At 67.9% G+C, this 23,973-nt stretch carries 27 protein-coding genes and 1 pseudogene; 11 read left to right on the top strand and 17 right to left on the bottom strand.

Annotated features, from left to right (window positions below):
* Nucleotides 1-318 (bottom strand): helix-turn-helix domain-containing protein (locus tag FAF44_RS23690; protein ID WP_237105427.1); only part of this gene is annotated, 318 nt, incomplete at its 3' end.
* 78 nt (nucleotides 319-396) lie between these two features.
* Between FAF44_RS23690 and FAF44_RS23685 the strand changes: the two genes are divergently transcribed.
* From FAF44_RS23685 to FAF44_RS55900, 4 genes are all read left to right on the top strand, one after another.
* Nucleotides 397-921, top strand: a complete 525-nt coding sequence (locus tag FAF44_RS23685; RefSeq protein WP_237105426.1) for a pyridoxamine 5'-phosphate oxidase family protein — start codon at nucleotides 397-399, stop codon at nucleotides 919-921.
* A gap of 91 nt (nucleotides 922-1,012) precedes the next feature.
* Entirely contained in the window at nucleotides 1,013-1,600 is a 588-nt protein-coding gene (locus tag FAF44_RS23680) for a dihydrofolate reductase family protein (protein ID WP_237105425.1), read from the top strand.
* A gap of 651 nt (nucleotides 1,601-2,251) precedes the next feature.
* Entirely contained in the window at nucleotides 2,252-2,752 is a 501-nt protein-coding gene (locus FAF44_RS23675; RefSeq protein ID WP_237105424.1) for a hypothetical protein, read from the top strand.
* 541 nt (nucleotides 2,753-3,293) lie between these two features.
* A complete protein-coding gene (locus FAF44_RS55900) occupies nucleotides 3,294-4,547 on the top strand; it encodes a DUF1963 domain-containing protein (protein WP_237105423.1) in 1,254 nt (417 codons plus the stop codon).
* A 234-nt stretch (nucleotides 4,548-4,781) separates the two neighbouring features.
* Here FAF44_RS55900 and FAF44_RS23665 read toward each other — a convergent pair whose 3' ends face one another.
* On the bottom strand, nucleotides 4,782-5,849 hold the full coding sequence (locus FAF44_RS23665) for an epoxide hydrolase family protein (RefSeq protein ID WP_237105422.1): 1,068 nt from the start codon (nucleotides 5,847-5,849) through the stop codon (nucleotides 4,782-4,784).
* Complete coding sequence (locus FAF44_RS23660; protein ID WP_237105421.1) at nucleotides 5,846-6,544, bottom strand: alpha/beta fold hydrolase; 699 nt, start codon at nucleotides 6,542-6,544, stop codon at nucleotides 5,846-5,848. The genes FAF44_RS23665 and FAF44_RS23660 overlap by 4 nt, the downstream gene beginning before the upstream one ends.
* Before the next feature lie 86 nt (nucleotides 6,545-6,630).
* On the opposite strand from FAF44_RS23660, the gene FAF44_RS23655 reads away from it, so the two are divergent.
* Nucleotides 6,631-7,578, top strand: a complete 948-nt coding sequence (locus tag FAF44_RS23655) for a YafY family protein (protein ID WP_237105420.1) — start codon at nucleotides 6,631-6,633, stop codon at nucleotides 7,576-7,578.
* Between the two features lie 146 nt (nucleotides 7,579-7,724).
* On the opposite strand, the gene FAF44_RS54905 is transcribed toward FAF44_RS23655, so the two are convergent.
* The 4 genes from FAF44_RS54905 to abc-f all read right to left on the bottom strand — a co-directional run bounded on the left by FAF44_RS54905 (nucleotide 7,725) and on the right by abc-f (nucleotide 11,281).
* Nucleotides 7,725-7,979, bottom strand: coding sequence for a Tn3 family transposase (locus tag FAF44_RS54905; RefSeq protein WP_272894918.1), 255 nt, complete (start codon nucleotides 7,977-7,979; stop codon nucleotides 7,725-7,727).
* Nucleotides 7,976-8,581 carry a nuclear transport factor 2 family protein gene (locus FAF44_RS23645; RefSeq protein WP_237105418.1) on the bottom strand — a complete coding sequence of 202 codons (606 nt, stop codon included), beginning with the start codon at nucleotides 8,579-8,581 and terminating at the stop codon, nucleotides 7,976-7,978. The genes FAF44_RS54905 and FAF44_RS23645 overlap by 4 nt, the downstream gene beginning before the upstream one ends.
* Nucleotides 8,582-8,975: 394 nt before the next feature.
* On the bottom strand, nucleotides 8,976-9,812 hold the full coding sequence (locus FAF44_RS23640; RefSeq protein WP_237105417.1) for a virginiamycin B lyase: 837 nt from the start codon (nucleotides 9,810-9,812) through the stop codon (nucleotides 8,976-8,978).
* The gene (gene abc-f, locus FAF44_RS23635; RefSeq protein ID WP_272894916.1) at nucleotides 9,806-11,281 is read right to left on the bottom strand and encodes a ribosomal protection-like ABC-F family protein; all 1,476 of its coding nucleotides are present in this window, start codon (nucleotides 11,279-11,281) and stop codon (nucleotides 9,806-9,808) included. Before abc-f ends, FAF44_RS23640 begins: the two co-directional genes overlap by 7 nt.
* Nucleotides 11,282-11,353: 72 nt before the next feature.
* On the opposite strand from abc-f, the gene FAF44_RS23630 reads away from it, so the two are divergent.
* On the top strand, nucleotides 11,354-11,941 hold the full coding sequence (locus FAF44_RS23630; RefSeq protein ID WP_237105415.1) for a TetR/AcrR family transcriptional regulator: 588 nt from the start codon (nucleotides 11,354-11,356) through the stop codon (nucleotides 11,939-11,941).
* A 179-nt stretch (nucleotides 11,942-12,120) separates the two neighbouring features.
* A pseudogene (locus FAF44_RS23625) lies at nucleotides 12,121-12,358 on the top strand (IS3 family transposase); the annotation flags it as partial.
* Nucleotides 12,359-12,415: 57 nt separating this feature from the next.
* Here FAF44_RS23625 and FAF44_RS55895 read toward each other — a convergent pair.
* The 8 genes from FAF44_RS55895 to FAF44_RS23590 all read right to left on the bottom strand — a co-directional run bounded on the left by FAF44_RS55895 (nucleotide 12,416) and on the right by FAF44_RS23590 (nucleotide 19,996).
* On the bottom strand, nucleotides 12,416-13,459 hold the full coding sequence (locus FAF44_RS55895) for a transposase (RefSeq protein ID WP_237105414.1): 1,044 nt from the start codon (nucleotides 13,457-13,459) through the stop codon (nucleotides 12,416-12,418).
* Entirely contained in the window at nucleotides 13,428-14,069 is a 642-nt protein-coding gene (locus FAF44_RS23615; protein WP_237105413.1) for a transposase, read from the bottom strand. Before FAF44_RS23615 ends, FAF44_RS55895 begins: the two co-directional genes overlap by 32 nt.
* A gap of 18 nt (nucleotides 14,070-14,087) precedes the next feature.
* Nucleotides 14,088-16,451, bottom strand: a complete 2,364-nt coding sequence (locus tag FAF44_RS23610) for an arylsulfatase (RefSeq protein ID WP_237105412.1) — start codon at nucleotides 16,449-16,451, stop codon at nucleotides 14,088-14,090.
* A gap of 579 nt (nucleotides 16,452-17,030) precedes the next feature.
* A complete protein-coding gene (locus tag FAF44_RS23605; RefSeq protein WP_237105411.1) occupies nucleotides 17,031-17,786 on the bottom strand; it encodes a DinB family protein in 756 nt (251 codons plus the stop codon).
* Nucleotides 17,787-17,989: 203 nt separating this feature from the next.
* The gene (locus tag FAF44_RS56410) at nucleotides 17,990-18,157 is read right to left on the bottom strand and encodes an integrase core domain-containing protein (RefSeq protein WP_368857767.1); all 168 of its coding nucleotides are present in this window, start codon (nucleotides 18,155-18,157) and stop codon (nucleotides 17,990-17,992) included.
* Nucleotides 18,158-18,291: 134 nt separating this feature from the next.
* Nucleotides 18,292-18,498 (bottom strand): cold-shock protein, encoded by a 207-nt coding sequence (locus FAF44_RS23600; RefSeq protein ID WP_237105410.1) that lies wholly within the window; start codon nucleotides 18,496-18,498, stop codon nucleotides 18,292-18,294.
* 527 nt (nucleotides 18,499-19,025) lie between these two features.
* Nucleotides 19,026-19,169, bottom strand: coding sequence for a hypothetical protein (locus tag FAF44_RS23595; RefSeq protein WP_237105409.1), 144 nt, complete (start codon nucleotides 19,167-19,169; stop codon nucleotides 19,026-19,028).
* Between the two features lie 182 nt (nucleotides 19,170-19,351).
* Nucleotides 19,352-19,996 (bottom strand): TetR/AcrR family transcriptional regulator, encoded by a 645-nt coding sequence (locus tag FAF44_RS23590; RefSeq protein ID WP_237105408.1) that lies wholly within the window; start codon nucleotides 19,994-19,996, stop codon nucleotides 19,352-19,354.
* A gap of 90 nt (nucleotides 19,997-20,086) precedes the next feature.
* On the opposite strand from FAF44_RS23590, the gene FAF44_RS23585 reads away from it, so the two are divergent.
* The 3 genes from FAF44_RS23585 to FAF44_RS23575 are packed head-to-tail and all read left to right on the top strand — an operon-like array spanning nucleotide 20,087 to nucleotide 21,236.
* Complete coding sequence (locus FAF44_RS23585; protein WP_237105407.1) at nucleotides 20,087-20,659, top strand: TIGR03086 family metal-binding protein; 573 nt, start codon at nucleotides 20,087-20,089, stop codon at nucleotides 20,657-20,659.
* Nucleotides 20,653-21,045, top strand: coding sequence for a hypothetical protein (locus tag FAF44_RS23580; protein ID WP_237105406.1), 393 nt, complete (start codon nucleotides 20,653-20,655; stop codon nucleotides 21,043-21,045). The genes FAF44_RS23585 and FAF44_RS23580 overlap by 7 nt, the downstream gene beginning before the upstream one ends.
* The gene (locus FAF44_RS23575; protein WP_237105405.1) at nucleotides 21,042-21,236 is read left to right on the top strand and encodes a hypothetical protein; all 195 of its coding nucleotides are present in this window, start codon (nucleotides 21,042-21,044) and stop codon (nucleotides 21,234-21,236) included. The genes FAF44_RS23580 and FAF44_RS23575 overlap by 4 nt, the downstream gene beginning before the upstream one ends.
* 35 nt (nucleotides 21,237-21,271) lie before the next feature.
* Here the strand turns inward: FAF44_RS23575 and FAF44_RS23570 are convergent, their stop codons facing one another.
* The gene (locus FAF44_RS23570; RefSeq protein ID WP_237105404.1) at nucleotides 21,272-21,745 is read right to left on the bottom strand and encodes a DUF4333 domain-containing protein; all 474 of its coding nucleotides are present in this window, start codon (nucleotides 21,743-21,745) and stop codon (nucleotides 21,272-21,274) included.
* Nucleotides 21,746-22,313: 568 nt separating this feature from the next.
* Here FAF44_RS23570 and FAF44_RS23565 point away from each other — a divergent pair.
* Nucleotides 22,314-23,282, top strand: a complete 969-nt coding sequence (locus tag FAF44_RS23565; protein ID WP_237105403.1) for a helix-turn-helix domain-containing protein — start codon at nucleotides 22,314-22,316, stop codon at nucleotides 23,280-23,282.
* Between the two features lie 195 nt (nucleotides 23,283-23,477).
* Here FAF44_RS23565 and FAF44_RS23560 read toward each other — a convergent pair whose 3' ends face one another.
* The gene (locus FAF44_RS23560; RefSeq protein ID WP_237105402.1) at nucleotides 23,478-23,804 is read right to left on the bottom strand and encodes a helix-turn-helix domain-containing protein; all 327 of its coding nucleotides are present in this window, start codon (nucleotides 23,802-23,804) and stop codon (nucleotides 23,478-23,480) included.
* Nucleotides 23,805-23,973 lie beyond the last annotated feature (169 nt).

The raw sequence follows: 23,973 nt of genomic DNA, 5'->3' as shown, positions 1-23,973 counted from the left end.
GGTGGGGGCTTGGCTGCCCCAGCGGCCGAGGTGGAGGAGGAGGGGTTCCAGGGCGCGGCCCCAGTCGGTGAGTTCGTAGAGGCGGATGCGGGCCGGGGGCGGCAGGTCGCGGCGTTGGACGACGCCGTGCTCGGTCAGGTCGCGTAGCCGCTGGGTGAGCACGTTCGGGCTGACGCCGGGCAGGCCGGCGTGCAGGTCGTTGAAGCGTTTAGGGCCCAGCAGCAGGTCGCGTACCACCAGCAGGGCCCAGCGTTCGCCGATGACGTCCAGGCCGCGGGCCACACCGCACGGGTCTCCATAGCTGCGCATACCGCTCATGGCCGTCAGGCTACCTCGACGATCCTAATTTAGGAGCATTACTTGTTATTTAGGAGTTAGCTTCCTAGCATAAGCCTCATGAACCTCTCCGACACCCGGGCGGCAAGCCTCCCGCAGGGCGACGTGCGACTGCTGGCCACTCCCACCGCGCAGCGTCTGCTCAATGACTCGACTCTGGTGGCGCGGCTGGCCTACACCGGCAAGGACGGGACGCCACGGCTGATCCCGGTCAACTTCCTGTGGAACGGCGACGAGGTCGTCATCGCCGCGTTCGCTGGCACCTTCAAGGTCCGTGACCTGCACGCCCGCCCCGAGGTGGCGGTCACCATCGACACCGCCGACGGTCCCCCGCAGGTGCTGATGCTGCGCGGAACGGTCACCCTGGCCGAGGTCGAGGGCGTCCTGCCCGAGTACGCCGTCATGCAGCGCGCCGGACTAGGCGAACGGGCGGGTGACGCCTATGTGGCGGCGATCGACAAGCCCGGCCTGCGGATGGTCCGGATCGCGCTGCGCCCGGCCTGGGTCGGGGTCCTGGACTTCCAGGAACGGTTCCCGGGGCTGACGCCCGAACCCGTCCTGGCAGCAATGGGCGCCGGCCAGTAGCTGGGTACCCTTCGCCTGGCCCAGAGCGCCCGGGAGTCGGTACGCCACCCGGGCAAGAGGCCAAGTTCAACGGACCATGATGGAGTGGAAGATGCGCAAGATCGTTGTGTCGATGTGGACGACGCTCGATGGATTTGTCGCCGGCCCGCGAGACGAGATGGACTGGCTACTGATCGACGATCAGATGCTGAAATATGAGCGGGAGCTGGTGGAAGGCTCCGGCAGTCTGTTGCTGGGGCGGATCACGCACACCGATTTCGCCGGCCACTGGCCGCGGGCCGCCCACGACCCTGGCGAGACCGACGGGGTGCGCGAGTACGCCCGCCGGGTCGACACCATGGAGAAGATTGTCGTCTCCGCCTCGGGGAATATCGCCGCATGGCAGAACACCCGCAAACTCGAAGACGTCGACCCGGACGAGATCACCGGACTCAAACGCGGCCCCGGCGGGGACATCGTGGTCTACGGCAGTCTCGCAGTGATCCGCTCGCTCGTTGAACTCAGGCTCGTCGAGGAGTTCCATCTGCTGGTGCACCCGGTGGCCCTACGCGACGGCAAGGCTCTGTTCGAGAACGGCCGGCCACCGCAACGACTGGAACTGGTCTCGGCCGAGCCGTTCACCTCAGGAGTCGTCCTGATGAAATACCAGCCGGCCGACCGCGTCCCCGCCACCTCCTGAACCCCGGCGCGACCGCGGTACGGCAGCTTGCCGGGGCGGTCGGTTGTTGTTTCATGAGCCCTCCCACCGAGCTCAACCCAGCCCAAAGTGGCGGGTGCCCGAGCTCTCCATCGGCGAACGGCCCCTCTCACAGATGCCAGAGTCGGGTGGCGCGGAGCTTGAGGGCTTCCTGCAGATAACGGTCCTTACTCTGCAGCGTCGTGGATCACGACTCCGGCCTGGCCTGCGGACCGGTCTCCAGGGCGGCTACATGAAGCGAGCCCTCTATCTGTGGGCAAGCGCGCTGGGAGAGGTGGGCGGCGGTGCCGGCCGTGATCAACCTGCGTTCCGGCGAGGCTCATCAGGGCGGGACGGTGAGGGCGGCGGCAGGGCGGGACGGTGAGGGCGGCGGCCGACGCCTTCCTCGACTCGCCGGCGTGCGCCAACCTCAACACTCGCCGCCCCTACACCACCACCCTGGACAAGATTGCCGCCGACTCGGCGCGGGCCGGCTGCTGGGCGGCATGCAGGATGAGGAGATCGGCCAGGCCCTGGAGTTGTTGTGGGGCGAGGCGTCGGTGGCGAAGCAGTACCAACAGCCTGCCCGCGTAGGACGATCATTCTGCCGCCGATCAGCACGATGGTGACCACTCTGAACGAAGGGCGCACATCATGGACATCACCGCTACCCGTCGCCAAGCGAAGATTCCGACTGTGTGGACCCGGCGACTGCAGGTCCTCACCTTCATCAGCTCCGTCGTCTTCGCTATCGGCACCCTGCTGCACGGCTGGGTCATCATCAACCCCGGCACCTTGGAACTGATGATGACGCTGAGCGGCAAGACACCGGCGGAAGCGGCCACGGAGGTCCCAGGATTCCTGGCTGGCTTCCGCACCGTCGGCGCCGTCTACGTCATCGGCAACGCCCTGGGAATGCTGGCACTGCGCGGCTGGAAGTGGACATTCTGGGTCGCGCTCGCAGTCAACGTGACCCAGGCCGCCGGCCCGTTCGGCATGATTCCGCCGGTCATGTGGAAAGCCTGCGCCCAGCTGTATGGCACTGTCGGCCTGCTGCCCTCCATTGTCACCGATGGCGGCGCGCTCATCTTGAGCATCGTGCTCATCGTCAGCCTCGCCCGGTTCCGCTCCACCTGGGCCCACCGCCGGGCCTGACCCGCCGCCAGCGGATCATCCAGGAACAGAGGCCTGTATCGGACCGTCTTGATCTGGACGGGTGCCTTGTGCCCCACTGTAAGTTCAGCGCTCGCGACGCCATGTCGGCCGCACGAGCGGCGATGACATCGGTCAAAGGCATGACTGCGCCATCACCGTCGAGGCCGCCAACCCACTCGATCCTTCGCACGGAGTTCGACACGACGGCCCAAGCCGCCGACGGGTGCATCACCAACGTTGCCAGCATCGACAGGGTTGGCCCGCAGACGGTCCAGTCCGAGAACACCAACCTCCCCACCAGATGATCGCTGATCTCGAAGCCCGGCTCACCGAACCGGCGGCAGGCTGACTCCGGCCGCCATCGTGCCCCGTGCCCAACCGTCCTCGGACGGACCACAACCCCAACGACCGGTCAGGACCTTCATCATGGCCACGCTCGAACGCACCCTCGCCGACGTTCTCACAGAGATCGTGGCTTGTCGTCAACGAAGTCAATGCCGCCGAATAGATCAGCCGCTACTTTGCGGATCATGATCGTCCGGTGCGGGAACAGGATGTGAATGTGGAAGCGCTGGAAGCACTGTTGCGAGCAGGCTTGCCCACCAGGCATGAGCAGGTACGCCTGGAGCTCGCCGAGCCTGGCCCCGTTCTCGCAAGCGACGGATCCCTCGACCTGAGGTTGTGCCTGCATAACGAAAACACCGGCGAACGCGCAGAACAGACAGTCCAGCTGGTCCCGGCAGGGCAGACTCTCGAGCGAACTCACGCCTACATCCAGGCGTGGGTTCAGTCGCTGCCGTCCCTGCTGGCCTGCGTCGTCGACCGGACAGGCGGGCTGCTCATGACGCCCAGCATGCTGGAGTTCTCCCAGGTTGCATTCAAAGACGAACACGCACAGACCACGCTTCAGTTTCTTGAGCGGTTCACCGATCCCCACATGCTGCAGACCTGGGCCGCGACGGTCGATGCCGCCAACGACGAGCACTGGATCCGGGCTGTGTGCCAGGACCTCAGGCTCGGCCAGCACGCGGACAGCCTGGTGGCATTGCGCCGCGCCGGGATAGGTCTGGTTTCCCGCGGCAAGGGCATGACCGCCGGTCGAACCCACCTGGGCGGCATCCCCGAACTGCCGCTGGGCGTACCCTGGCCGCACCGCCGAAACCACCCCATGACCCTCTTGGCGCAGATTGATCTGGCCGAGACGAGTCGCTGCGATGACGAGCGATTGCTGCCCCCCGCCGGACTGCTACAGATCTTCGCCGACCTGGGCAGCGGTATCGCTTGGGATGACATGACATACGATTCCGGAGTCTTGGTCATGACGCAGCCATCGCAGGCCCGCAACCTGATCGTCGCAAAACCGCCTCCAGGAGCGGAGATACTTCCGCACCGCGCGATGATCCCAGCAGTGGATCCCACACTGCCCCCGCTGGACAGCCCCTTCTACCACGACCTCACAGGCCTGGACCTTACTGGCGATGATCCGGCCCGCCCGAGCGAGGAATTCGCGGCGTTCATCGGATTCCTCAACGAGTTTCATCCCCCGCTATCCGACGATGACCGACCCAGGCACCGCCTGCTCGGCTACGCCGACCCCCTTCAGGACGATCCGTGGCAACACTGCGCAACCGCCGAACCGACCACGTCACCCACTCAATGGCAACTCCTGGCCCAGATCGACTCCGAACCGGGCGCACAACTCGGCGACAACGGCCTGGTCTACATCTTCATCCCACGGGACGCGCTGATGGCGGCCGACTTCGCCCGAGCCCACGGTGTATGGCAGATGCATTGATCCAGGCATCTACGAAGATCGACCGTCTGTCGGGTCTGTCCAGTGAACGGCTCTGGCACGAATCCGGTGGTGACGGTGAGCTAGGAGAGTAGGATCATCTGTCTGAGCGGGTGTGGCTGTTCGGATGGCCCAGGTTCAAGTTCCGGTAGAAGACGACGAATGCGGTCGGCATGCGTTGTGTTCCCAGTCGGGTGTAGACCACCGGTGCCGCGGCCGGTGCGCCCGCGGGCGACGTCATCGGCGGAGGGTGAAGAACGTGCGGAGGTCGTCGGCGAGGAGTTGGGGTTCCTCTTGCGCGGCATGGTGTCCGCCTTTGTCGTAGGCGTTCCAGTGGATGATGGCGCTGTGGTCGCGTTCGGCGAGCGGGCGGATGGAGGGGAAGAAGTCGTCGGCGAAGCAGGCAAGGCCCAGCGGGATCGATGACGGTCCGGCAGGTGGCCTGTTGCCGTGATAGCCGATCATGGCCGAGCTACCGGCGGTGTCGGTCAGCCAGTAGATGGTGGCGTTGGTGAGGATGTAGTCGTCGCTCACCGCGTCGCCGAACATCTGCAGGTTCCAGGCCAGCTGGCCGACCGGGGAGTCGGCGAGCGCGTGCGCCAGGGTCTGCGGCTGGGTGGACTGGAGGGCGAGGTAGGCGCTCCGGCCGGCCATGAAGCGTTCCAGGGTGGCCAGCTTCGCCCGATCGTCCGGGCCCAGCAGGGCGCGCTCCGCCGGATCACCGGAGGGCAGGGAGAAGATCTGGGTGACGTGCACTCCGACGACGCGGTGCGGATCCAGGCGTCCGAGCTCGATGGAGATCAAAGAGCCGACGTCGTTGCCGTGCGCGCCGTAACGTTCGTAACCGAGCCGGCGCATCAACTCCGCCCACGCCGCGGCGGCGCGGCGACGGTTCCAGCCCGGCTCACGCGGTACGCCGGAGAACCCGAAGCCGGGCACTGAGGGGATGACGAGGTGGAAGGCGTCGCTCAGCCGGTCGATCAGCGGACGGAACTCTACGACCGACATGGGCCAGCCGTGGGTGAGGATGAGCGGCAGGGCGTCCGGCCGGGCTGAACGGATGTGCAGGAAGTGCACGTCAAGCCCGTCGATCTCGGTAATGAACTGCGGATGGACGTTGATCCGCCGCTCCCAGGCGCGCCAGTCATAGCCGTCGCGCCAGTATTCGACCAGGTGCCGGACGCGGTCGGCGGGCACGCCGAGCCCATGGCCGGGCAGCGGGCGGGTGAAGCGGGTCGCGGCCAGCCGGGCGACCAGGTCATCCAGGGTCTCGTGCGGAATCTTCACCCGGTACGGCCGCATCATGACCGGGCCACCTCGTCCAGCACCCGGGCCAGCAGCTCCGGTTCGGTGATCATCGGCCAGTGCCCGGAGTCCAGCGTGATCACCTCCAAGCCCGGCATGCTCGGCGGGCCGCCCGGGTCGCCCGCGCAGGCGATGTAGGTACAGGGCAGCCCCTGCGCCGCGCGCAGGTCGGCCGGCGCCGGGTCCTGGTAGGTGCTGATGGGCTGGTCGACGCCGCGTGCCCGCAGCCATACCCGGTCCTCGGGGGTGAGCCCGTGCTCGCCGAAGTTGGCGTCGATGATCTCGTCGCTCATCACCGGGATCCGTCCGTTGTGGACGGTTTCCATGATCGCTTCGACGACGGGCGCAGGCGTGCTGTCGAACAGGCTCTTGCCCGGTTCGGGCAGAAGCGCGGCGAGGTAGACCACGCGGGCGATCCGCTCGGGAATCGTGGTGGCGGCGATCGTGGCCGGGGCTCCGCCGTAGGAGTGCGCCACCAGCACCACCTCGCTCAGTCCGGCGTACTCGATCGCGGCCGTGATGTCGCGGGCATGCGTGGTGAGTGTCGTGTCCGTCGAGCTCAGGTGCGCGCGGTCGCCGAAACCGGTGAGTGTCAGCGGGTGCACCTGGTGGCCGTACGCGGTCAGCAGCGGCGTGACGCGCTCCCAGGCCCATGCGCCGAGGAACGAACCGCCGACAAGAACGATGGTCGACACCGGGGTCGACTCCTTTCGATCGATCTCTTACGGCGCCAATCTAGAGTGGATTGTGGACGCTTTCTGCCCTCATTAGGATCGTGATCGTGTCCCGTCCCGCGACGCGCGTCCTGGCGCTGCTGGAGATCCTGCAAGACCGCGGTCTGGTGCCCGCCGACGAACTGGCCCGGCGTCTGGACGTCGACGCCCGCGCCGTTCGCCGCTACATCACCGCCCTGCGCGACATGGACATCCCCGTCGAGTCCGTCCGCGGACGCTACGGCGGCTACCGGCTGGCCCGCGGCGTACACCTGCCGCCCCTGATGCTCGCCGACGACGAAGCGATCGCCGTCGCGGTCGCGCTGGCCACCGGCAAGCAGCACGAACAGGTGGGAGAACCCGGCCCGACCGACCGGGCGCTGGTCAAACTCAACCGCGTCCTGCCCGCGCCGCTGCGCCGGCGCGTCACCGCGCTCATCGCCACCACCTCCGCGACAACAGGCCCGCTGACCCCCGAACCCCACCTGGCGCTGACGCTGGCCGCGGCCGTCCACGCGCGGCACACCGTTCGGATCGAGCACACCCGCGGCGCACGCGAGGTCGACCCGTACGGGCTCGTCGTGCACGCACGCCGCTGGTACCTCGTTGGACACGACCACCTTCGCGGCGCCATCCGCATGTACCGCCTGGACCGGATCAGCGGCGCCGCCGAACTCCCCGGGACGTTCACCCCGCCCGACGGTTTCGACCCCGTCACCCAGGTGCTGCACACGTTGACGCTCGGCGCCTGGACCCACCGCACCGAGGTATGGCTCGACACCGACCTCGACACCGCCCGCGACCATTTGTCGGTCACCTTCGGCGACCTGCACGCCTGCCCTGACGGCGGCGTGCTCCTGGTCAGCGGCGCGGAGAACCTGCCCGCCATGGCGCGCATCCTCACCGGCCTGCCCTGGCCCTTCACCGTCCGTAATCCGCCCGCACTGGTCGCTGAGCTCGCCGAGCACGTCACCGCGCTCACCCTGGCCGTCGCCCGCTCCCATCCCGCACCGTAGCCGTCGGTGCCTCTCACCTGCTGCGCGGCAGCGTCATCGTCGCCGCCGCTATCGCCCACGAAACAGCGATCTTCCCGCTGAGGGCGCGTCGGTTTCAGCAGGCGCAATGTCCGGGCATCGGCCCGACGTCTGCACGTTGTGGCGAGTCAGTCGGAGATGTAGCGCAACAGCACCATCGCCCTCTTGACGCGGCCCAGCTCACGGAAGGCGCGGTAGATCTTGTTGCGTTTGGAGTCGGGCCGCAGCCGCCGCAGCAGGGTGATCGACAACAGCTCCCCTTCGCGGATGCTTGTGGGACTCCGAAGCGGGTGGAGCTTGCCACGGAGCTGATCGTCCGGGAGAGCACGGCCGTACGAGTGGTAGGGGGCCGCGACCCAGTGCCCGGCAAGGCGTCGGGTCAGGATCGGTGGAACGCCTCGACGACCGCGAGGCTGTCCTCGTACATGTGGTGCCGGGTGATCAGGCCGTCCTCGACGGTCAGGCGCAGCGCGAACGTCATGGCGAAACGCCTTCCTGTCGCCTTCACCGCCTGCGAGCTCGTACCGATCAGCACCGCGTCCGTGCCGTCGACCGTCATATGGTCGATCGACACCCGGGCCTCGTCCGGCGGGCAGTGTTCGTTGAAGGTGCGGTGATGGTCGGCGACGTCGGCGCGGGTGGATCGGGGGCGGATCCAGGGCACGTGAGGGTGACGCTCGACCGGCCAGCTCACCCGCCAGTCGACCTTTGCCGCGTACATCTCGGCGATCCGCTCGGGGTCGCCCTGCGCGCAGCGACGCAGGTACTCCCGCACCACGGCCCGGGTCCCGGGCGCGTTCCCGGTGACCACCCCTGCGGGTGGTGGGTCGCCGAACTGGTGGTCGCGCAGGATGCGCCCGTGCTCGTCCAACTGGACGAAAACGGACCCGGTCCAGGCGATCTCACCGCCGTTCGCCGGGAGCATGTAGGTGGTGAAACGGATCCCGCCGTGGTGTCCGACGGCGTCCCCGGCCGCGCGGAACACGAACCCGCCCCCTCGACCAACTGCTCATGAGCCAGGGTGATCCGCTCGTACAGGGCCGGATGGCCGTGGTACTCGGCGGAGTCGGTGAACTCCACGCCGTCCCGCGCCCACAGCCCCGCGATTGCGGAGCGACGCCGCCTGGGGTCCGGCTCGTTCCACACCTCGACGTAGCGGTCGACGAATTCTTCGAGGTAAACAGTCATGAAGCGGACGCTAGCGACGATCCACTGACAGGGAGTGTCAGTGGACTCGGAGAACTTGGGCGAGGGCAAGAGCGTCGACCGGCGCGGCGTGTGGCACGTGCGCGAAGACGCCATGACGCTGGCCGGGCAGCGCAAGAAGGACCCGATCGTGACGCTACGGCGCATCTTCGTGCACTCCTGCTCACGCTCGTCTACACGCTGTGACGAATTAGGGCGCCTGACTCCATGGCGACCCAGATCGCTTCGTCCGGGCCGATGGCGAGCCCGTGGGGTTCGGCGCCTCCCAGTGGGAACTCCTGGATCTTCCCTTCGGTCGTGAAGCGGGCCAGTCTGCCGGCGCCCCACTCGGTGAGCCAGAGCGCGCCGTCCGGCCCCGCCACGATGGCGTGCGGTCGGGCGGCAGGGTCGGGCAGCGGGAATTCGGTGATCTCGCCCGAGGTGTCGATCCGGCCGACCTGGCCGGCGCCTATCTCCACGAACCACAGCGCCTCGTCCGGCCCGGCGCAGATGCCAACCGGTGCCGCGCCCGGTGTGGGCAGCGGGTATGTCGACACCTTGCCGTCGGCGGTGATGCGGCCGATCGCGTTGCCCTGGTTGAGCGTGAACCACATGGCGCCGTCCGGTCCCGCCGCGATCGCCGAGGGCATCGCGCCCGCGGCGGGCAGCGGGTGCGCGGACACCTCGCCATCCAGGGTGATGCGTCCGATTCGGTCCTCCTGTAGTTGGGTGAACCACATGGCGCCGTCGGGACCCGCGGCGATGCCGTACGGCGAGGCCACCTCGAACGCGGTGACAGCGCCGTCCACGGTGATCCGCCCGATCCGGCCGCCGGCGAACTCGGTGAACCACAGCGCGCCGTCCGGCCCCTCGGTGATGATGGTTGGCTGGCCGTCGGCCGGGTCGAGAGGGAAGAGCGTGGGCTCTTCGCCTGGCACGACCCGCGCGATGCGGCCCTGGTGGACGAGGGTGAGCCACAGCGCGCCGTCGGGGCCGCAGGTGATGCCGTACGGTGAACCGTCGATCAACATGGAAGCGAGATCTCCTTACCGGTGAAGCGGCGCCGTAGCGCCCGGTCGTGCGTGACCACCACGAGCGTGCCCTGGTAATCGCGCAGTGCCTGCTCGAGCTCCTCGACCAGGGCGAGCGAGAGATGGTTGGTGGGTTCGTCCAGCAGCAGCAGGTCGTGTTCGCCCGCCAGCAGTCTGGCCAGCGCGAGCCGCCGCCGTTGGCCTTCGGACAGGGCGCCGACCTTGAGGTGCAGCGCCTCGGGGCGGAACAGGCCCGTCGCCAGCAGGGCGTCGGGGTCGCCGCCGTAGGTGTCCAGGACCGTGCGGTCGGGGTCGAAGGCGACCTCCTGTGCGAGGTACCCGGCCTGCTGACCGGCCCGGGCGGCGATCGCGGCCAGCAGCGTCGACTTGCCCGCGCCGTTGGGCCCGGTGATCAGCAGTTGGTCGCCCGGCTCGAGCCGTAGTTCTCCGTGGTCGAGGGTCGTGCCGGTGCCGGAGAACGTGCCGCTGAAGCGCATGGGCTTGGGCGGGCGCGGCACCGGGTCGGCCTCCAGGCGGCGCAGGCGCTCTTGTGCCTGCCGTACCCGCGAGGCGACTGAGCTTTGCACGCGGCCGGCGTTGCGGTCGTAGGCCATCTTGTTGTTGTCCTTCATCTCACGGCCCGGCGCGATGCGGCGCGCGGTGGTCGCGGCGAACTCCTTGACCTGATCGATCTCCTCCCGCCAGGCGGCGTAGGCCTGCTCCCAGCGCTGTCGGGCAGCCGCCTTATCGGTCAGGAAGCCGCTGTAGCCGCTGCCGAATCGGGTGGTCGTGCCGCCGTCGATCTCGATGATCGTTGTGGCTACCCGGTCGAGGAAGGTCCGGTCGTGGGAGATCGCCACCACTGTGCCCTTGTGGGCGCGCAGCCGGTTCTCCAGCCAGGTCAGCGCAGCCTCGTCCAGGTGGTTGGTGGGCTCATCCAGCAGCAGGATCTCCGGTGAGGCGGCCAGCACGCAGGCCAGGCCGAGTCGGGCCTGCTCGCCGCCCGACAGGGTCGACAGCCGACGTGGGCGCTCGATCCCGGCCAGGCCGAGCCCGTGCATGGCCTTGTCGACGCGGGCGTCGGCCTCGTATCCGTCGCGGGCCTCGAACGCCGTGAGCAGCTCGCCGTACAGCGTCAGGTCCTGCTCCTCGGCGGCGCGCCGCATGCCGCGCTCAAGTGCGCGCAGCTCAGCCAGCACGGCGTCGATGGCCTGCTGGACGGTGGGGTCGCCGGGCAGGTCGAGGGTCTGGCCCAGGTAGCCGATACCGCCGGCGGCCGACACCGTCACCTCGCCGTCGTCCGGCAGGTCCACCCCGGCGATGATCCTGAGCAGCGTGGACTTGCCGGAACCGTTCTCGCCCACGATCCCGGCACGCTCGCCCGGCCGGATGCTGAAGGTGAGCTGGTCCAGGACGCGGCGCTCGCCGTAGGACTTCGAAACTCCCCGGAGGGAAAGTTGTGTAGTCAGAACAACCCCAATCGCAACTAATGTGGCTTTAAGTTAGCATCAGGGTACCGACTAACGCAACTGGAGTAGACTTTGGATAAACGTCCCGGCGGTCGCAGCGCCCGCGTGCGCGACGCCGTACGGCAGGCGACCCTCGCCGAACTGGCCGAGCACGGCTACGGCAGGTTGACGGTGGAGAATGTGGCGATCCGCTCTGGAGTGCACAAAACCACCGTGTACCGGCGATGGGGCAGCCCGGAGGGCCTGATCGCCGACGCGCTCGAACTAGCCAGACAGGAGCAGTGGCCGATGCCCGACACCGGCTCGCTCCGCGACGACCTGCGGGAGATCGCCGAGCTGGTGCGAGGCGGGTTCGCCGATCCAATCGCCGGGCCGATCTCAGCGGCGTTCGTGTCGGCCGCCGTACAGGGCGAGGGGCCCGCGCGGGCGCTGCACGCTTTCTACGCCACCCGCCACGAGCAGGCCGCAGAGGTCGTACGGCGGGCCGTCGTACGCGGCGAGCTACCGGCAGACACCGACGTGGCCGACGTGATCAGGACAGCCGTCGCGCCGATCTACTACCGGCTGTTCATCACCCACGAGCCGGTCACAGAACGCGATGCCGAACGCGCGGCCGACGCCGCCCTCGCCGCAGCCAGAGCCGGCGTCCTGAGCTCCTGACCCCAATGGCGAGGCAGGTAGCGAAACCTACAGGAGGAGGGAGACGGAGAAGCCCGGCCATCGACGGCGAACGAGCCGGCGCCCGCGATCCATGGCAGCGTCTCCAGGTCACTCAAGACTGCCACCACCGCACACGTCCGGCGTCGTCGGGCTGCACCTACGCAAGTAGGTGCAGCCCGACGATGCCGGAACCCTCGCATCAGAAGGTGCCGGACCTGATCCGGCGGGACTTCATCGCGCCCGCCCCGAACCGGCGCTACGTCGGCGACATCACGTGCTGGACCTGGGCTCACGTCGGCTGGCGGGCTGGTCGATCGCCGATCACATGCGCACCGAGCTGGTGACCGACGCGGCTGCGCGGCCGCCGCGACACGGGGCAGACTGCACGGGGGGATCTTCCATGCCGATCACGGGGCCTAGGAATGTCCTGAAGATCTTGGTGGGTGGGTCGGCATGAGCTGGCTCATTCTCTTGTTATGCGGTGATCGGTTGGAGAGTCCAGGTGCCGCTTGTGTGGGTGAGTCCGAGGTTGATCAGGCGGCGGAGGTTGAGGGCGGCGGCGCGGTGGTGGAGCCAGCGGTCGTTGGCGTGGGAGCCGCGGTAGCGCAGGCGGCGGTTGCCGCGGGCGACGAGCCAGGCCACGGCACGTTCGACCATGGGCCGCCAGCGCCGGTAGTCGTGCTGCCAGGCGGGGTCGGTGGCGGCCTGGTGGCGGGCGGCGGCCTGCAGATCGTGGTGCGGGCGGATGGTCACGACGCGGCCGGTCTTGGCGGTGGTGCACCGATCACGCAAAGGGCAGGTGGTGCACAGGCCGGTGAAGGTGGCTCGGCGTTGCTGGTAGCGGCCGCCTGGCGCGGTGAGGGGGACGGTGTGGCCGGCGGGCCAGGTGACCGTGCCGGCGCTGGTGTCGATGGCGAAGTCGTCCAGGGTGAACCCGCCCGGCACGGCGGGCTTGAGTGCGGGCGGTCTGATCAGCAGCCGGTGTCCGGCTGCGGCCAGGCCGGCGCGCAATTCAGCGGCGGCGTAGGCGGCATCGGCCAGGATCTGCAGCTCACCGTCCTCATCGGCGAGCAGGTCGGGGGCGACGGCAGCCTCGTGGTGATCGGCACCCGCGCCGATCCGCAGAGCAACCTCGGTGAACAGGCCGATCTCCGGTTCGATGGCCACGTGGGCCTTGTCGGCGTCGTCGCGCTGGTGCGCACTTTTGTGGATGTGGCGGGCCTCGGGATCAACGGTGGAGATGATCCGGTCGGGCGCGGTGCGGCGGGCGATCCGCCAGCGTCCGTCGGTGCCGTCGGAGTCCTCGGCGGGTTCGACGTCCTGGCCCGCGATCAGCGCCAGCAGACCGACCGCGTGCCCGGCCGGCTCGTCCAGATCCTGGCCGGTCAGCTGGCCCAGCAGGGTGAGCGCGTCGGTGACCAGCCCGCCCACCAGCGTGTTCTTAGCTTCCTCATCGTCCCAGGCGATCTTCGGTTTGCCGGGGACGTCATAGTTGTGGGCATGGCAGTGCGCCGCCACCAGCGCGGCCGGCCCCGGGCACCAGGCGGGCCACCCGGCGGATCGCGGCGATCAGCTGGGTGATGGTGTCCTGAGTGGCGACCGCATCCAGCAGCACCGCCGAATCCAGCACCCGCCGATTCCGGCCGGCCAGCACTCCGGTCTGCTCGATCACTTCCCGGACGATCTCAAAGACCCGGTCCGGACGCGCGGAGCGGGCCAGCCGACGCCGGAAGTAGGTCAGCAGCGACGGATCGAACCCCTGGTCATACAGACCAACCCCGCACGCGGCCTTCCACCGCAGATCGAACCGCAGCGCTGCCACCGCCTCCTCATCGGATAATCCATGCAGCGCCTGCAACACCACCACCGTCGCCAGCAGACCCGGCGGCACCGATGGACGCCCGTTGACCGGCGCATACATGTCCGCGAACGCCTGCGACGGAAACAACACCCGCCGATGCTCGTCTCTGGGTTGTCGCTGGTAGGCGAGTTGCTGAAGCCGTGTGCGGGCATCGGGGCCGAGGACTCCAGGCCGGGCGATGAGCCGTAGACCGATGGCGGGACGTGTCTCGTTGAGGGTTCCCCAAACGGACACACTCCCGAAGATCGCCGGGCGGCCGTCGTACACACGAACACCGCGCGCTGGTCAATCCATCCTGGTGGCCAGCTCAAGCCGTTCGTGCCCGGTCGGCTGGGTCACCTGTGGGAAGTCGAAGGTGACCTCGTGGATCGTGCCGGTGAAGGGGAACAGGCCCTGGTCGGCGTAGTCGTCGCAGACGGGTGAGACGCAGTCCATGCCGACGTCCATGCACTCGGTGCCGCATCTTTGGGGGATCTGCTCGGGTAGATGCACCTCGCCCGCGGGCGTTCCGTCGATGGACATGGTGACGTTCGCGGGGCCTCCCGGCCGGGCGGTCTGGGGCGTGATCGTCACCGCGATCGTGTGGCGGCCGGACTGAAGCGTGCCGGGCGAGAGCAGGTCGTGGCGGCGGATGCCGAAGAAGTTGTAGTGGAAGCGGGCCTTGCCCTGCCAGCCGAACAGTGACCATCCGGCGGCGTCGCCGCCGACGGCGAAGATCACGCCTTCGGCGCCGGAATCCGGGATGTCGACCGTGGCCGTGAGGGTGAGCGGGACGCTGACGAGCTTGGGGCCGCTGCCTTCCGGCAGGCGGATCATGCCCTCGTGGAAGGTGACGCGATGACGGCCGGCGAAGTGGCTGGGGCGCAGGGTCACGTCGAGTCGTTCGGCGAAGCGGTCATCCAGCGGCAGGACGTTGTAGCGGGCCGCTTCGGCCATGAACAGGTCCTGCAGTGCCCGTAGGCGTTCCGGTTCTTGCTGGGCGAGATCGACGGCCTGGCTGAAGTCGTCGGCGAGGTTGTACAGCTCCCACACGTCGTCGTCCCAGCTGAAGGTGCCCGCGGTTTCCCAGGGCAGGCGGCCGTGCCGGCAGGAGGCGATCCAGCCATCGGCGTACATTGCCCGGTTGCCCATCATCTCGAAGTACTGCTGCGTGCGGCGGCTGGGCGCGTCGGCGTTCGCGGCGTCGAAGGTGTAGGCGAAGCTGGTTCCCTCGATCGGTTTCTGGATGTAGCCGTTCACTTCCGTCGGGTGGGTCATACCGACGATTTCGAGCAGCGTCGGCGTCACGTCGATGACGTGGTGGAACTGCGAGCGCACCGTGCCGACGTCGGCGATGCGGGCCGGCCATGACACGATCATGCTGTTGCGGGTGCCGCCGAAGTGCGAGGCCACCTGCTTGGTCCACTGGAACGGCGTGTCACCGGCATGAGCCCAGCCGACGGCGTAGTGCGGTGAGGTGCCCGGCAGCCCCCAGGAGTCGAGGAATCCCATCGCCTCCTCGATGGAGGGCTGGCGTCCGTTCAGGCTCATGACCTCGTTGGGAGTACCGATCAAGGAGCCTTCGCCGCTGGAGCCGTTGTCACCGATGATGTAGATCACCAGCGTGTTGTCCAGCTCGCCCAGTTGCTCGATCGCCTCCACGACCCGGCCCACCTCGTGATCGGTGTGCTCCAGGAAGTCGGCGAAGTTCTCCGCCTGACGCGCGAACAGCCGGCGATGCTCGGCGGGCTGGCTGTCCCAGGACGGGATCTGCTCCGGCCGCTCGGTGAGCCGGGTGCCCGCCGGGATGATGTCGCGATCGAGCTGCTGCTGGTGCACGATCCGGCGGTAGTCATCCCAGCCCATGTCGAAGCGGCCCTCGTTACGGCCGCGCCAGTCCAGCGGCGGCTGGTGCGGGGCGTGCGCCGCACCAGGCGAGAAGTAGGCCAGGAACGGGCGGCCGGGCGCGATCGTTTTCTGCTTGACGATCCAGCCCATGCATTCGTCGGCCAGGTCGCGGGTGAGCTGGTAGCCGTCCTGCGGCCGGGCCGGCGGCTCGACCGGCTGGGTGTCGCGGTACAGCGAGGGGAAGAACTGGTCGGTCTCGCCCCCGATGAACCCATAGAAGTAGTCGAAGCCCTGGTGGGTGGGCCAGTTGTCGAACGGGCCCGCCGGGCTGGTCTGATTGTCGGGCACGTTGTGGTTCTTGCCGAACCAGGCCGAGGTGTAGCCGGCGTGCTTGAGCAACTCGGCGAAGGTCGCGGTGCCTTTGGGGATGATGCCGCTGTATCCCGGGTAGCCGGTGGCCATCTCCTGGATCACCCCGGTCGCCACCGTGTGGTGATTGCGCCCGGTCAGCAGCGCCGCCCGCGACGGCGAGCACAGCGCCGTGGTGTGGAACTGGTTGTACAACAGCCCGTTGCCGGCCAACCGCTCGGCCGTCGGCATCCTGACCAGGCCGCCGTTCACGCTCGGCCAACCGAAGCCCACGTCATCGAGCAGCACCAGCAGGATGTTCGGCGCCCCCTCCGGCGCCTGTTGCGGCATCGGGAAGTCCGGGGTCGACTCGGTCGCGTACCTGCCGATCTTCGCGCCCGCGTAGTCCCACTCCGGCTCGGGCAGGTGCTTCCTGTCCAGGTGGACGGGAAATCGCGGTGACCTGTCACGCATCAACCAAGCTCCGATCGGCAGGGGCCACGGCGGCGGCGGGTTGCCCCCCGATACAGGTCTTTCCGCCGGTACCGCGTCACCAACAGCGACAGGTACGCATTTGACGAGGTCAGAAGACAGGCTTGGCACAAAGACCGTCCAGCTTGCGCAGAAGGGACGGTGAGGGCGGCCGACTGGCCTGCTCCTGGAAGCGAGCGGCCTCACGTTCGGACGCGGGCGTCCTCGCCGGCGTAGACGCCCCCACTGATACCCCTCGTGGCGAACTCACTGACGTTCGACGGCAGACCCACTGACACTCTCGTGGCAGCCTGCCCGGACGGCTTCGGCGACCACCGCAGGCACAACCCGCCAGCGCGTGGGGCGGTTCAGCGGACAAGTAACGGCGAAAGAGGCAATCTCCTGGTCGCAGCAGGTGTGCGCGCGAGGGTTACGGCTCGAACGTCAGGGGATAAGTCCGGCGCGATAACGATCACTGGGCCGTTTCCGCAGGTCGGAACTGGCAGGGACGGGGAGTTGAGGAGCCGGGAACAGCAGCACGCAATGCGGCTGGAGGTCATTTCCGGCCGGGTCAGCGCCAGTTCAGGCACCGGCCTCGAGCACGGCGAGGTCGCGCACCGCATAACGGTGATGCTCGGCCTCTTCCTTCAGCACCACCTTGAGGCAGCGGCGCACGACGTACTCCTGGTCGGGATACGGGTCCGCCGGCTTGCGACCGCACACCCGATCGAGCTCGGCCTCGGTGAGCCCGTCGACGACACGCCGCATCGTGGCCATCCGGGCGAGCCGCGGCGCGAGCACCTCCTCCAGCGTCGGGGTGGCTTCGAGAGTGAGACCGAGCTTCGCCGTCGCGTCGGGCGGCATCCCGCCGTAAGGGAAACCCAACAGGTGGTACGGCGCTTCCTCCTCCAGCACGGCATTGCCCAGCCAGGCATCGCCGGCGAACAGCAGGTGCCGTTGGGTCTCGACCAACGACCACTCGCCGTTGACCTGCTCGTGCAGCTTGGCCTCGGGCAACAGCCGGGCGCGGTCGAGCGTCGCCGCCCACAGCGTCTCGATGGCATCCCAAGCAGCCCGGTAGTCGCCGGGGGACGCGGCATCACGCGCCAGCACCCGCGTGGGGTGCTGGCGGTCGAGCTCGGCCTCGACGTAGGCGGTCACGTCGACGTCGTTGACGACGAGACGCTCGAAGTCGCCACCGAGGTAAACGTCGCTCCCATAGCAGTCGACGATCTTCAGACCGCTGACCTCGCAATCGCGGATCTCCAGACCGGCAAGGTCGCACAGGTGGATGCGGGCGCCACGGAACTGGTCACTCTGGGCGTACTCAGCAGTCATCGAGGCAGTCTTCCGCACCCGTCCCGCACCCGTCCACCACGAAGGCAAACCCCTCGACGACGCCGCGGCTTCGGAGTTGGTGGCCCGTGTGCGGGCGTCGGCGAGCCGGGCGGGATCTGGGGCACCGCACGGCGTGCTTCTCAGGGAGCCTGTGGGGCCCAAAAATGGGATGGGGTGTTTGACCTGCGCGTTCTCGGGTGGTGTCAGCCGGCCACCTGATCAGCCGGCGATCCGGTTTCGGCTTGCGCTGGGGACAATTGGCCGATGCTGCGGTGGGGTCGGGCGGTGTTGTAGTGCTGCAGGTAGCGGGTGAGGGTTTGGCGTAGGTGTTGCTCGTTGAGGTAAGTGAGGCTTTTGCATCCCTCGGCCATCGCCGTCCTTCAGAATCACCGAGTTGCGCAGGCAGCGTGAGGATGAAAAGCATTCACGGCACGATGGATGCCACAAAAGCAACGCGCCGGGGACCGCGCCTGCGGCGCGGGCCCCGGCTACGTGGTGCGCAGTGTCAGGCGGGAACGATGTTCTCGGCCTGCGGGCCCTTCTGGCCCTGCGTGACGTCGAAGGCCACCTTCTGGCCCTCGCGCAGCTCACGGTAGCCGCCGTTGGCGACGATGTTGGAGTAGTGCGCAAAGACGTCGGGGCCGCCGCCGTCCTGCTCGATGAAGCCGAAGCCCTTTTCCGCGTTGAACCACTTCACGGTGCCAGAAGCCATGTTGATCTCCTTAGATGGGTGCAAAGCCGGAATCCGCATCGAACGGATTCCGCGTCGCCGTGATAGGACCACACACCCGGAGATGACCGGAGAACAAAAAATGCACCTGAGGCTACATACCGTCAGGTGCACACAAGTCTTTTATGGGTACCACAACTGCAACTGAGCCCAGTTTAGCACATGTGCCGTCGTGCTGCGCACGCCCCCTCAACGCCGACATCATCCGCGCGTCACTGCCGCCTTGACCTGCGAGTTCCAGGTTCGGCTGTCGTAAGTTCGAGCGCCAACAGCAAGCTCGCAAATCGAACGTGAATCAGGAGCGGTCGAAGGATACTATCCGCCCCGCGGTTGCTCGCCGGATGCTCATCGGCACCTGATACGACATGGCATCGGGTGGCATTCTTGGACATTTTCGATAACGGCACTCTTCACCCCTTCCGACCTGGACATTCTCGATTTCAGGGTGTCGGCCTGTACCGATTCGACATTCATCACGTGGGCCTTGAGCTGGAAGTTCTCCAGAGTGGCTACGCGGCTCGGTGGTACTTGTTGATCAGCCCGCCGAGCACTCTGCGGCGTTCGATCCGGCCTTCCAGCGATACGACGGTCTGCTCATCGTGATCGGGTGGCCGCTGCGCGCGGGACCGGTGCCGTTCGTTGTAGATCAGCATGCGGTCGGTGCATTCGGTCCGTACCGTGCGCACCCACCGCTCGGCACAGCAGTTGGCCTGCGGCCGAGGATGTGCACGTGCCGGGTGCGCAGGAACGTTCGCCAGGAGGTGCCGACGTCCCGGGGCGCCGGGCCGACAAGAACCCCTCTTGCCCGTACCGCCGCATCAGGCCGATCCGCAGGTCAAGCGCCCTGCGATGACTTTTGAAGCGGTACACGCCGGCGGATGGCGGTTCTGGCCCGCTCGTAGGCGTTCGGGTCGTCGTGCAGCAGGGAGACGGCGTTGGCCGTCTCCATGAACGCGATGAGCTCGAACGCGAGCTGGTCGGGATCCGTGTCGACGGCGAGTTCGCCGAGCTGGCGGGCGTCGTCGACGGCGCGCGCCACGAAGCGGGTCCAGTCGAGGCTCGCCGCGACGGCGGCGTCCCGCACCCGGCCCGGGCGGGCGTCGAACTCCGCGTTGACGGCGAAGAAGAAGCAGCCGCCCGGGAAGACCCGCCGCTGCGAGTAGCTCAGCCAGTTCTCGCACAGCCGGTGCACCCTGCCCAGGCCCGGCGGCACGCTCAGCGCGGGTTGGACGACCTCCTCGACGTACACGGCCGTCGCGGCGCGGATCGTGGCGAGCTGCAGCTCTTCCTTGGAGCCGAAGTAACCGAACAGGCCGCTCTTGCTCACGCCGAGGTCCGTGGCCAGCCGACCGATCGACAGCCCTTCCAGCCCGTCCAGCGAGGCGATGTCCGCCGCCCTGCGCAGGATCACGCTGCGTGTCCGTTCGTCCCGCGGTCTTCCCGGCATCTCCACCCCTCCGTGCACGAACGTTCGGTTCACGATAGCCGCTTGACCTTTGACTCAGCACACTCCTATTCTCAGCACGAACGTTCGTACTTAGAAGGGTGGATGATGACTGGACTCCCAGCCGTGGACCTCCGGAACCTGCATCGGCGCGCGCTGGACCTCGCCGGAGGAGCGATCGCCCAGGTCACCGCCGTGGACCTCGACCGGCCCACGCCGTGCACGGAATGGAACCTGGACGACCTGCTGCGGCACATGGCGGACGAGAACCACGGCTTCGCCGCCGCCGCGAACCCGCCGGCGCAGCGGTCCGTCCGGGACGGCGACGACCCGTTCGGCGCCTTCCACGACTCCGCGGCCGCGGTCACGAAGGCGTTCGCCGCCCCTGACTTCTACGACCGCCAGGTCGAGATCGGCGAGTTCGGCGTCTTCCCCGGGCGGGTCGCGATCAGCATGCACCTGGTCGACTGCCTCGTGCACGGATGGGACGTCGCCACGAGCATCGACACCTTCTACCGGCCCGACCCCGAACTGGTCGCGTCCGCGCTGGCGATGGCCTCCCGGTGGCCGGACACGCCGAAGAGCCGCGGTCCAGGCGCCGCGTTCGACACCAGGGTTCCGGTGCCCGACGACGCCCCTGACTTCCAGCGACTGCTCGGCCTGCTGGGCCGCGACCCGTCGTGGGCGGCGCCATGCTGACGAGCCGCTGGACACCTGGGGAGGCGGCCGGCACCCCCGGGTCGGTGCTGGTCAGCATCACCGACTTCCAAGCCGACCGGCTGCGCGACCTGCCCGGCGTCTACCGGGCCGGACTCGCCCTGCGCCGGGCCTGGCCCGAACTGCCCGGCGCGGTCGGCATGTGGCTCTGGACGGAGCCGCTGCGCGGCAGGTGCGGCTCGGTGTCGATCTGGCTGGACGAGCAGGCCCTGCGCCGGTTCGTCGGCTGGCCGGAGCACGTCGCCATCGTGCGGCGCTACCGCGGGCGGGGCCGGCTCAGGTCCACCACGTGGATGACCACCCAGTCCGACCGCGGCATCTGGGCCGAGGCCCGGGCCTACCTGTCCGAAGAGACCAAGACACCGTGACCGGCGGGCACGAGGTGCTGCGCGTCCTGGCCGACCGGGTCAGCCGCGGGAGCCGCCCCGGGCAGCGGCAGGACGGCCGCCGGGTAGCCCTGGTCATCGAGGTCGGCAGGGGCCAGCACCGGGGCCTGGCTGCTCAGCGGCGCTCCCGAGCACCTGACCGGCTGGGCCGAACCCGGCTCGAATATGTTTAGTTCGACTGGTGAAACGGGTCGCGCGGGTTCTGTGTTCACCCGACGTTGTTATCGACCTTGAAGCGGTAATTGACCTGGTTGCCGTTGACCGAGGCGGCAGTGACGGTGACACCGAGGGTGTCGCTGCCGGCAGTGAGCTCGCAACGGATCGTGGCGCCGACCCGGGCCGGGAGGTGCTGAGGACAGGTGACCCTGTCGGGACGCTTGCCGGAGTTCGCGGCGAGCTTGTCGGAGATCGTCTGCGCGACTCGGGCCTTGTGGACGGCCCCGTCCTCGCTGGCGCCCGTGCTCCCGGGCTCTGCGGGGTCGTCGCCGACCGGCCCCTCCTCGGCTCTCGGCTGCTTCTCGGCCGGGTTTTCCTCGACAGCGGTTGCTTCCTCGCTGGCCGTCGCCTCATTCTTCTTCTTCACGTCGCCGATGCTGAAGGAGCATCCGGCGGCGAGAAGCACCGTCAGTGCGCCCAGCGCCGCCGCGGCCGCAATCCTCGTGTTACGCCCCGTATACGACATTATTTCCCCCTGTTTGTGGGTGATGAGAAAGGATCAGAATGCGCAATCGACTGAATCAGTTCCGCGCATGAGCAGTTTGAGCTGGACTCTTACATGATCGACGCCTTCTGCTCCGCCGAGCGAGCCCCTGTCGGCCCCACGTGGACATCCAGGGATGACGGGCCGTCCGTGGATCAAGGCTCAACGATCAAGGACTACAGCCGCCGCGTCCACGCAACCGATCATGAAAACCCACAGGCTTGAGCAGTGACGACACCGGGACCAACGAGGCTGCGACTCGGCATGCCCTGGAACGAGCTCCTCGTGATCCACCGTGACGACGCTCGGCCACGGCCGCCACGAAGCTCTCCCTTCTCTGACCTCGTCAGTAGACCTTAGGGTTATCGTGGGTTTCGGACTTTGTCAGTCATGCTGGGAACTTTGTCAGTGGTGCACAGCTCAGACGCCGTATCAGGCGACGGCCCTGTGTGCCGTCGAACCCGGCCGTGTCGAGCGGGGGTTTTGTGGGGGAACGGGCCGAGGTGCTGCCAGGCCGGCTCTGTGACCGACGCGGACGAAGGTCCACCTCATGAGCCCGGTCCTGGACACCGCTTTCATACCGCCGCGGGACCGGGAGGAAGTGGTCCGGAACGCGGTGTGGGAAGGCATGGTGGCAGTCGACATCGACCACGGTCCGCCGACTGAGGACATCGCCGTTCGCATGGGGTTCGGCGCCGTCGGGCCCCTCAGGATCTGTTCGGCGCGGGCGACCGCGGTCACGCTCCGCCGGACGGAGCGGCACCTCCGGGAGGATGAGGAGTCGGCCGTCACTCTAGGTGTTCAGATGGCGGGCAGCAGCATGGTGGTGCAGAACGGTCGTGAGTGCCTGCTGAGGCCGGGAGACTGCGCCGTCTTCGAGTCGGTCGCTCCCTACACACTTCTCTTCGACGAGGGAGTCGACCACCGCTTCATCCGTTTCCCCCGCGCGGCACTCGCGCTCCCCGACCGATTGCTGCGAGACATCACCGCGGTCCCTCTGGGATCCGACAACCCCATCGCGCGTCTCGCCTTCACCTACTTCTCCCAACTGGCCGTCGCCGACGAATTGCACCAGGGTGTGCACGCCGACGCCGCCGTGCAACCCAGCGTCGAACTCCTCCGTGCCGTTCTGACGTCCCAGCACGGCGACTCCGGCCTGGCCAAGGCGCCCTTGGAGGCGACGCTCAGCCTGCGGGTCACTCGTTACATCCGTGAGCATCTGGCTGATCGGGATCTGTCGGCGGCGCGGATAGCCGCGGCGCACGACATCTCCGTACGCCATCTCTACGCTGTGCTGTCCCGCTCGGGAATCAGCCTCGGAGACTGGATCCGTACGCGCCGTCTGGCCGAATGCAGGCGGGAGTTGGCCGGCCCGAACGGGCGACTGCGGACCATCGCGGCGATAGGGCGGAGCTGGGGCTTCGCGGACGCGACCCACTTCAGCAAGGTGTTCAAACAGACGTACGGCATCTCACCGCGGGCCTGGCGCGAACAGAACCATCCCCGCGCCTCCGCGTGATGGTCTCCGCGCGGCCGTATTTCGCGTTCGCGGAGCGGTTCGTGGGAACGCCACGCCGGGTGATCACGGAGTTGCGACGCTCTGTGATCGCCGGGAGACCTGTACCTGCACTGCCATCACGGCTGACCGGCCCCCCGGGGGGACCGATTCGTGGTGCTGCCACAGGGCACGATCTACGATCCGACCCATCCGCTTCTATCGTCGAACCGTCGCGGCGACGTCGACGGAGACCTTTTCGGCCCCGATCCGCCGCATGCGTTCGGTGCCCCACGGCCCCAAGAGGGCGAGGGCAGCGTTGAGCGAGACGCCGTGCTCCGTCAGGGAGTACTCCACCTTCGGCGGCACCTCGCGGTACACCTCCCGATGCACGAGCCCGTCTTCTTCCATCTCCCGCAGATGTTGAATCAGCATCTTCTCGCTGACGCCCGGCAGGCCGCGCCGGAGCTCGCCGAACCGGCGGGTCCCGTAGTTGTGCAGTTCCCAGAGGATCAGGCACTTCCACTTCCCGGCGACCACGTCCATCGCGGCATCGATGCCGCAGAAGTAGGGGCCACGTCGTGCTGACGTTGCCATCCCGCCCTCCCATGCCTACTTACCTTCAGGTGGGTACCTGACAAATTAGTCGGTACTGGTCAAACCTACCGGCAGTGGAGAGGATCTCCCCGAACGACGAACACGAGGGGAGCCCCTA

It is taken from the genome of Nonomuraea sp. MG754425 (genome assembly GCF_021699195.1).
Classification (GTDB): domain Bacteria; phylum Actinomycetota; class Actinomycetes; order Streptosporangiales; family Streptosporangiaceae; genus Nonomuraea.
The sequence above is the reverse complement of the archived record's forward strand: the minus strand, read 5'-3'. Positions and strand labels throughout refer to the sequence as shown.

Bases quoted from the DNA above. Each gene is read 5' to 3' on its own strand.
- FAF44_RS23680 (WP_237105425.1), top strand. From the start codon at position 1,013: ATGCGCAAGATCGTTGTGTCGATGTGGACGACGCTCGATGGATTTGTC.
- FAF44_RS23610 (WP_237105412.1), bottom strand. From the start codon at position 16,451: ATGCGTGACAGGTCACCGCGATTTCCCGTCCACCTGGACAGGAAGCAC.
- FAF44_RS23685 (WP_237105426.1), top strand. From the start codon at position 397: ATGAACCTCTCCGACACCCGGGCGGCAAGCCTCCCGCAGGGCGACGTG.
- FAF44_RS23560 (WP_237105402.1), bottom strand. From the start codon at position 23,804: ATGGACGTGGTCGCCGGGAAGTGGAAGTGCCTGATCCTCTGGGAACTG.
- FAF44_RS23580 (WP_237105406.1), top strand. From the start codon at position 20,653: ATGCTGACGAGCCGCTGGACACCTGGGGAGGCGGCCGGCACCCCCGGG.
- FAF44_RS23565 (WP_237105403.1), top strand. From the start codon at position 22,314: ATGAGCCCGGTCCTGGACACCGCTTTCATACCGCCGCGGGACCGGGAG.
- FAF44_RS23665 (WP_237105422.1), bottom strand. From the start codon at position 5,849: ATGATGCGGCCGTACCGGGTGAAGATTCCGCACGAGACCCTGGATGAC.
- FAF44_RS23595 (WP_237105409.1), bottom strand. From the start codon at position 19,169: ATGCTGATCTACAACGAACGGCACCGGTCCCGCGCGCAGCGGCCACCC.
- FAF44_RS23640 (WP_237105417.1), bottom strand. From the start codon at position 9,812: ATGTTGATCGACGGTTCACCGTACGGCATCACCTGCGGCCCCGACGGC.
- FAF44_RS56410 (WP_368857767.1), bottom strand. From the start codon at position 18,157: ATGGCCGAGGGATGCAAAAGCCTCACTTACCTCAACGAGCAACACCTA.
- FAF44_RS23675 (WP_237105424.1), top strand. From the start codon at position 2,252: ATGGACATCACCGCTACCCGTCGCCAAGCGAAGATTCCGACTGTGTGG.
- FAF44_RS23600 (WP_237105410.1), bottom strand. From the start codon at position 18,498: ATGGCTTCTGGCACCGTGAAGTGGTTCAACGCGGAAAAGGGCTTCGGC.
- FAF44_RS23570 (WP_237105404.1), bottom strand. From the start codon at position 21,745: ATGTCGTATACGGGGCGTAACACGAGGATTGCGGCCGCGGCGGCGCTG.
- FAF44_RS23605 (WP_237105411.1), bottom strand. From the start codon at position 17,786: ATGACTGCTGAGTACGCCCAGAGTGACCAGTTCCGTGGCGCCCGCATC.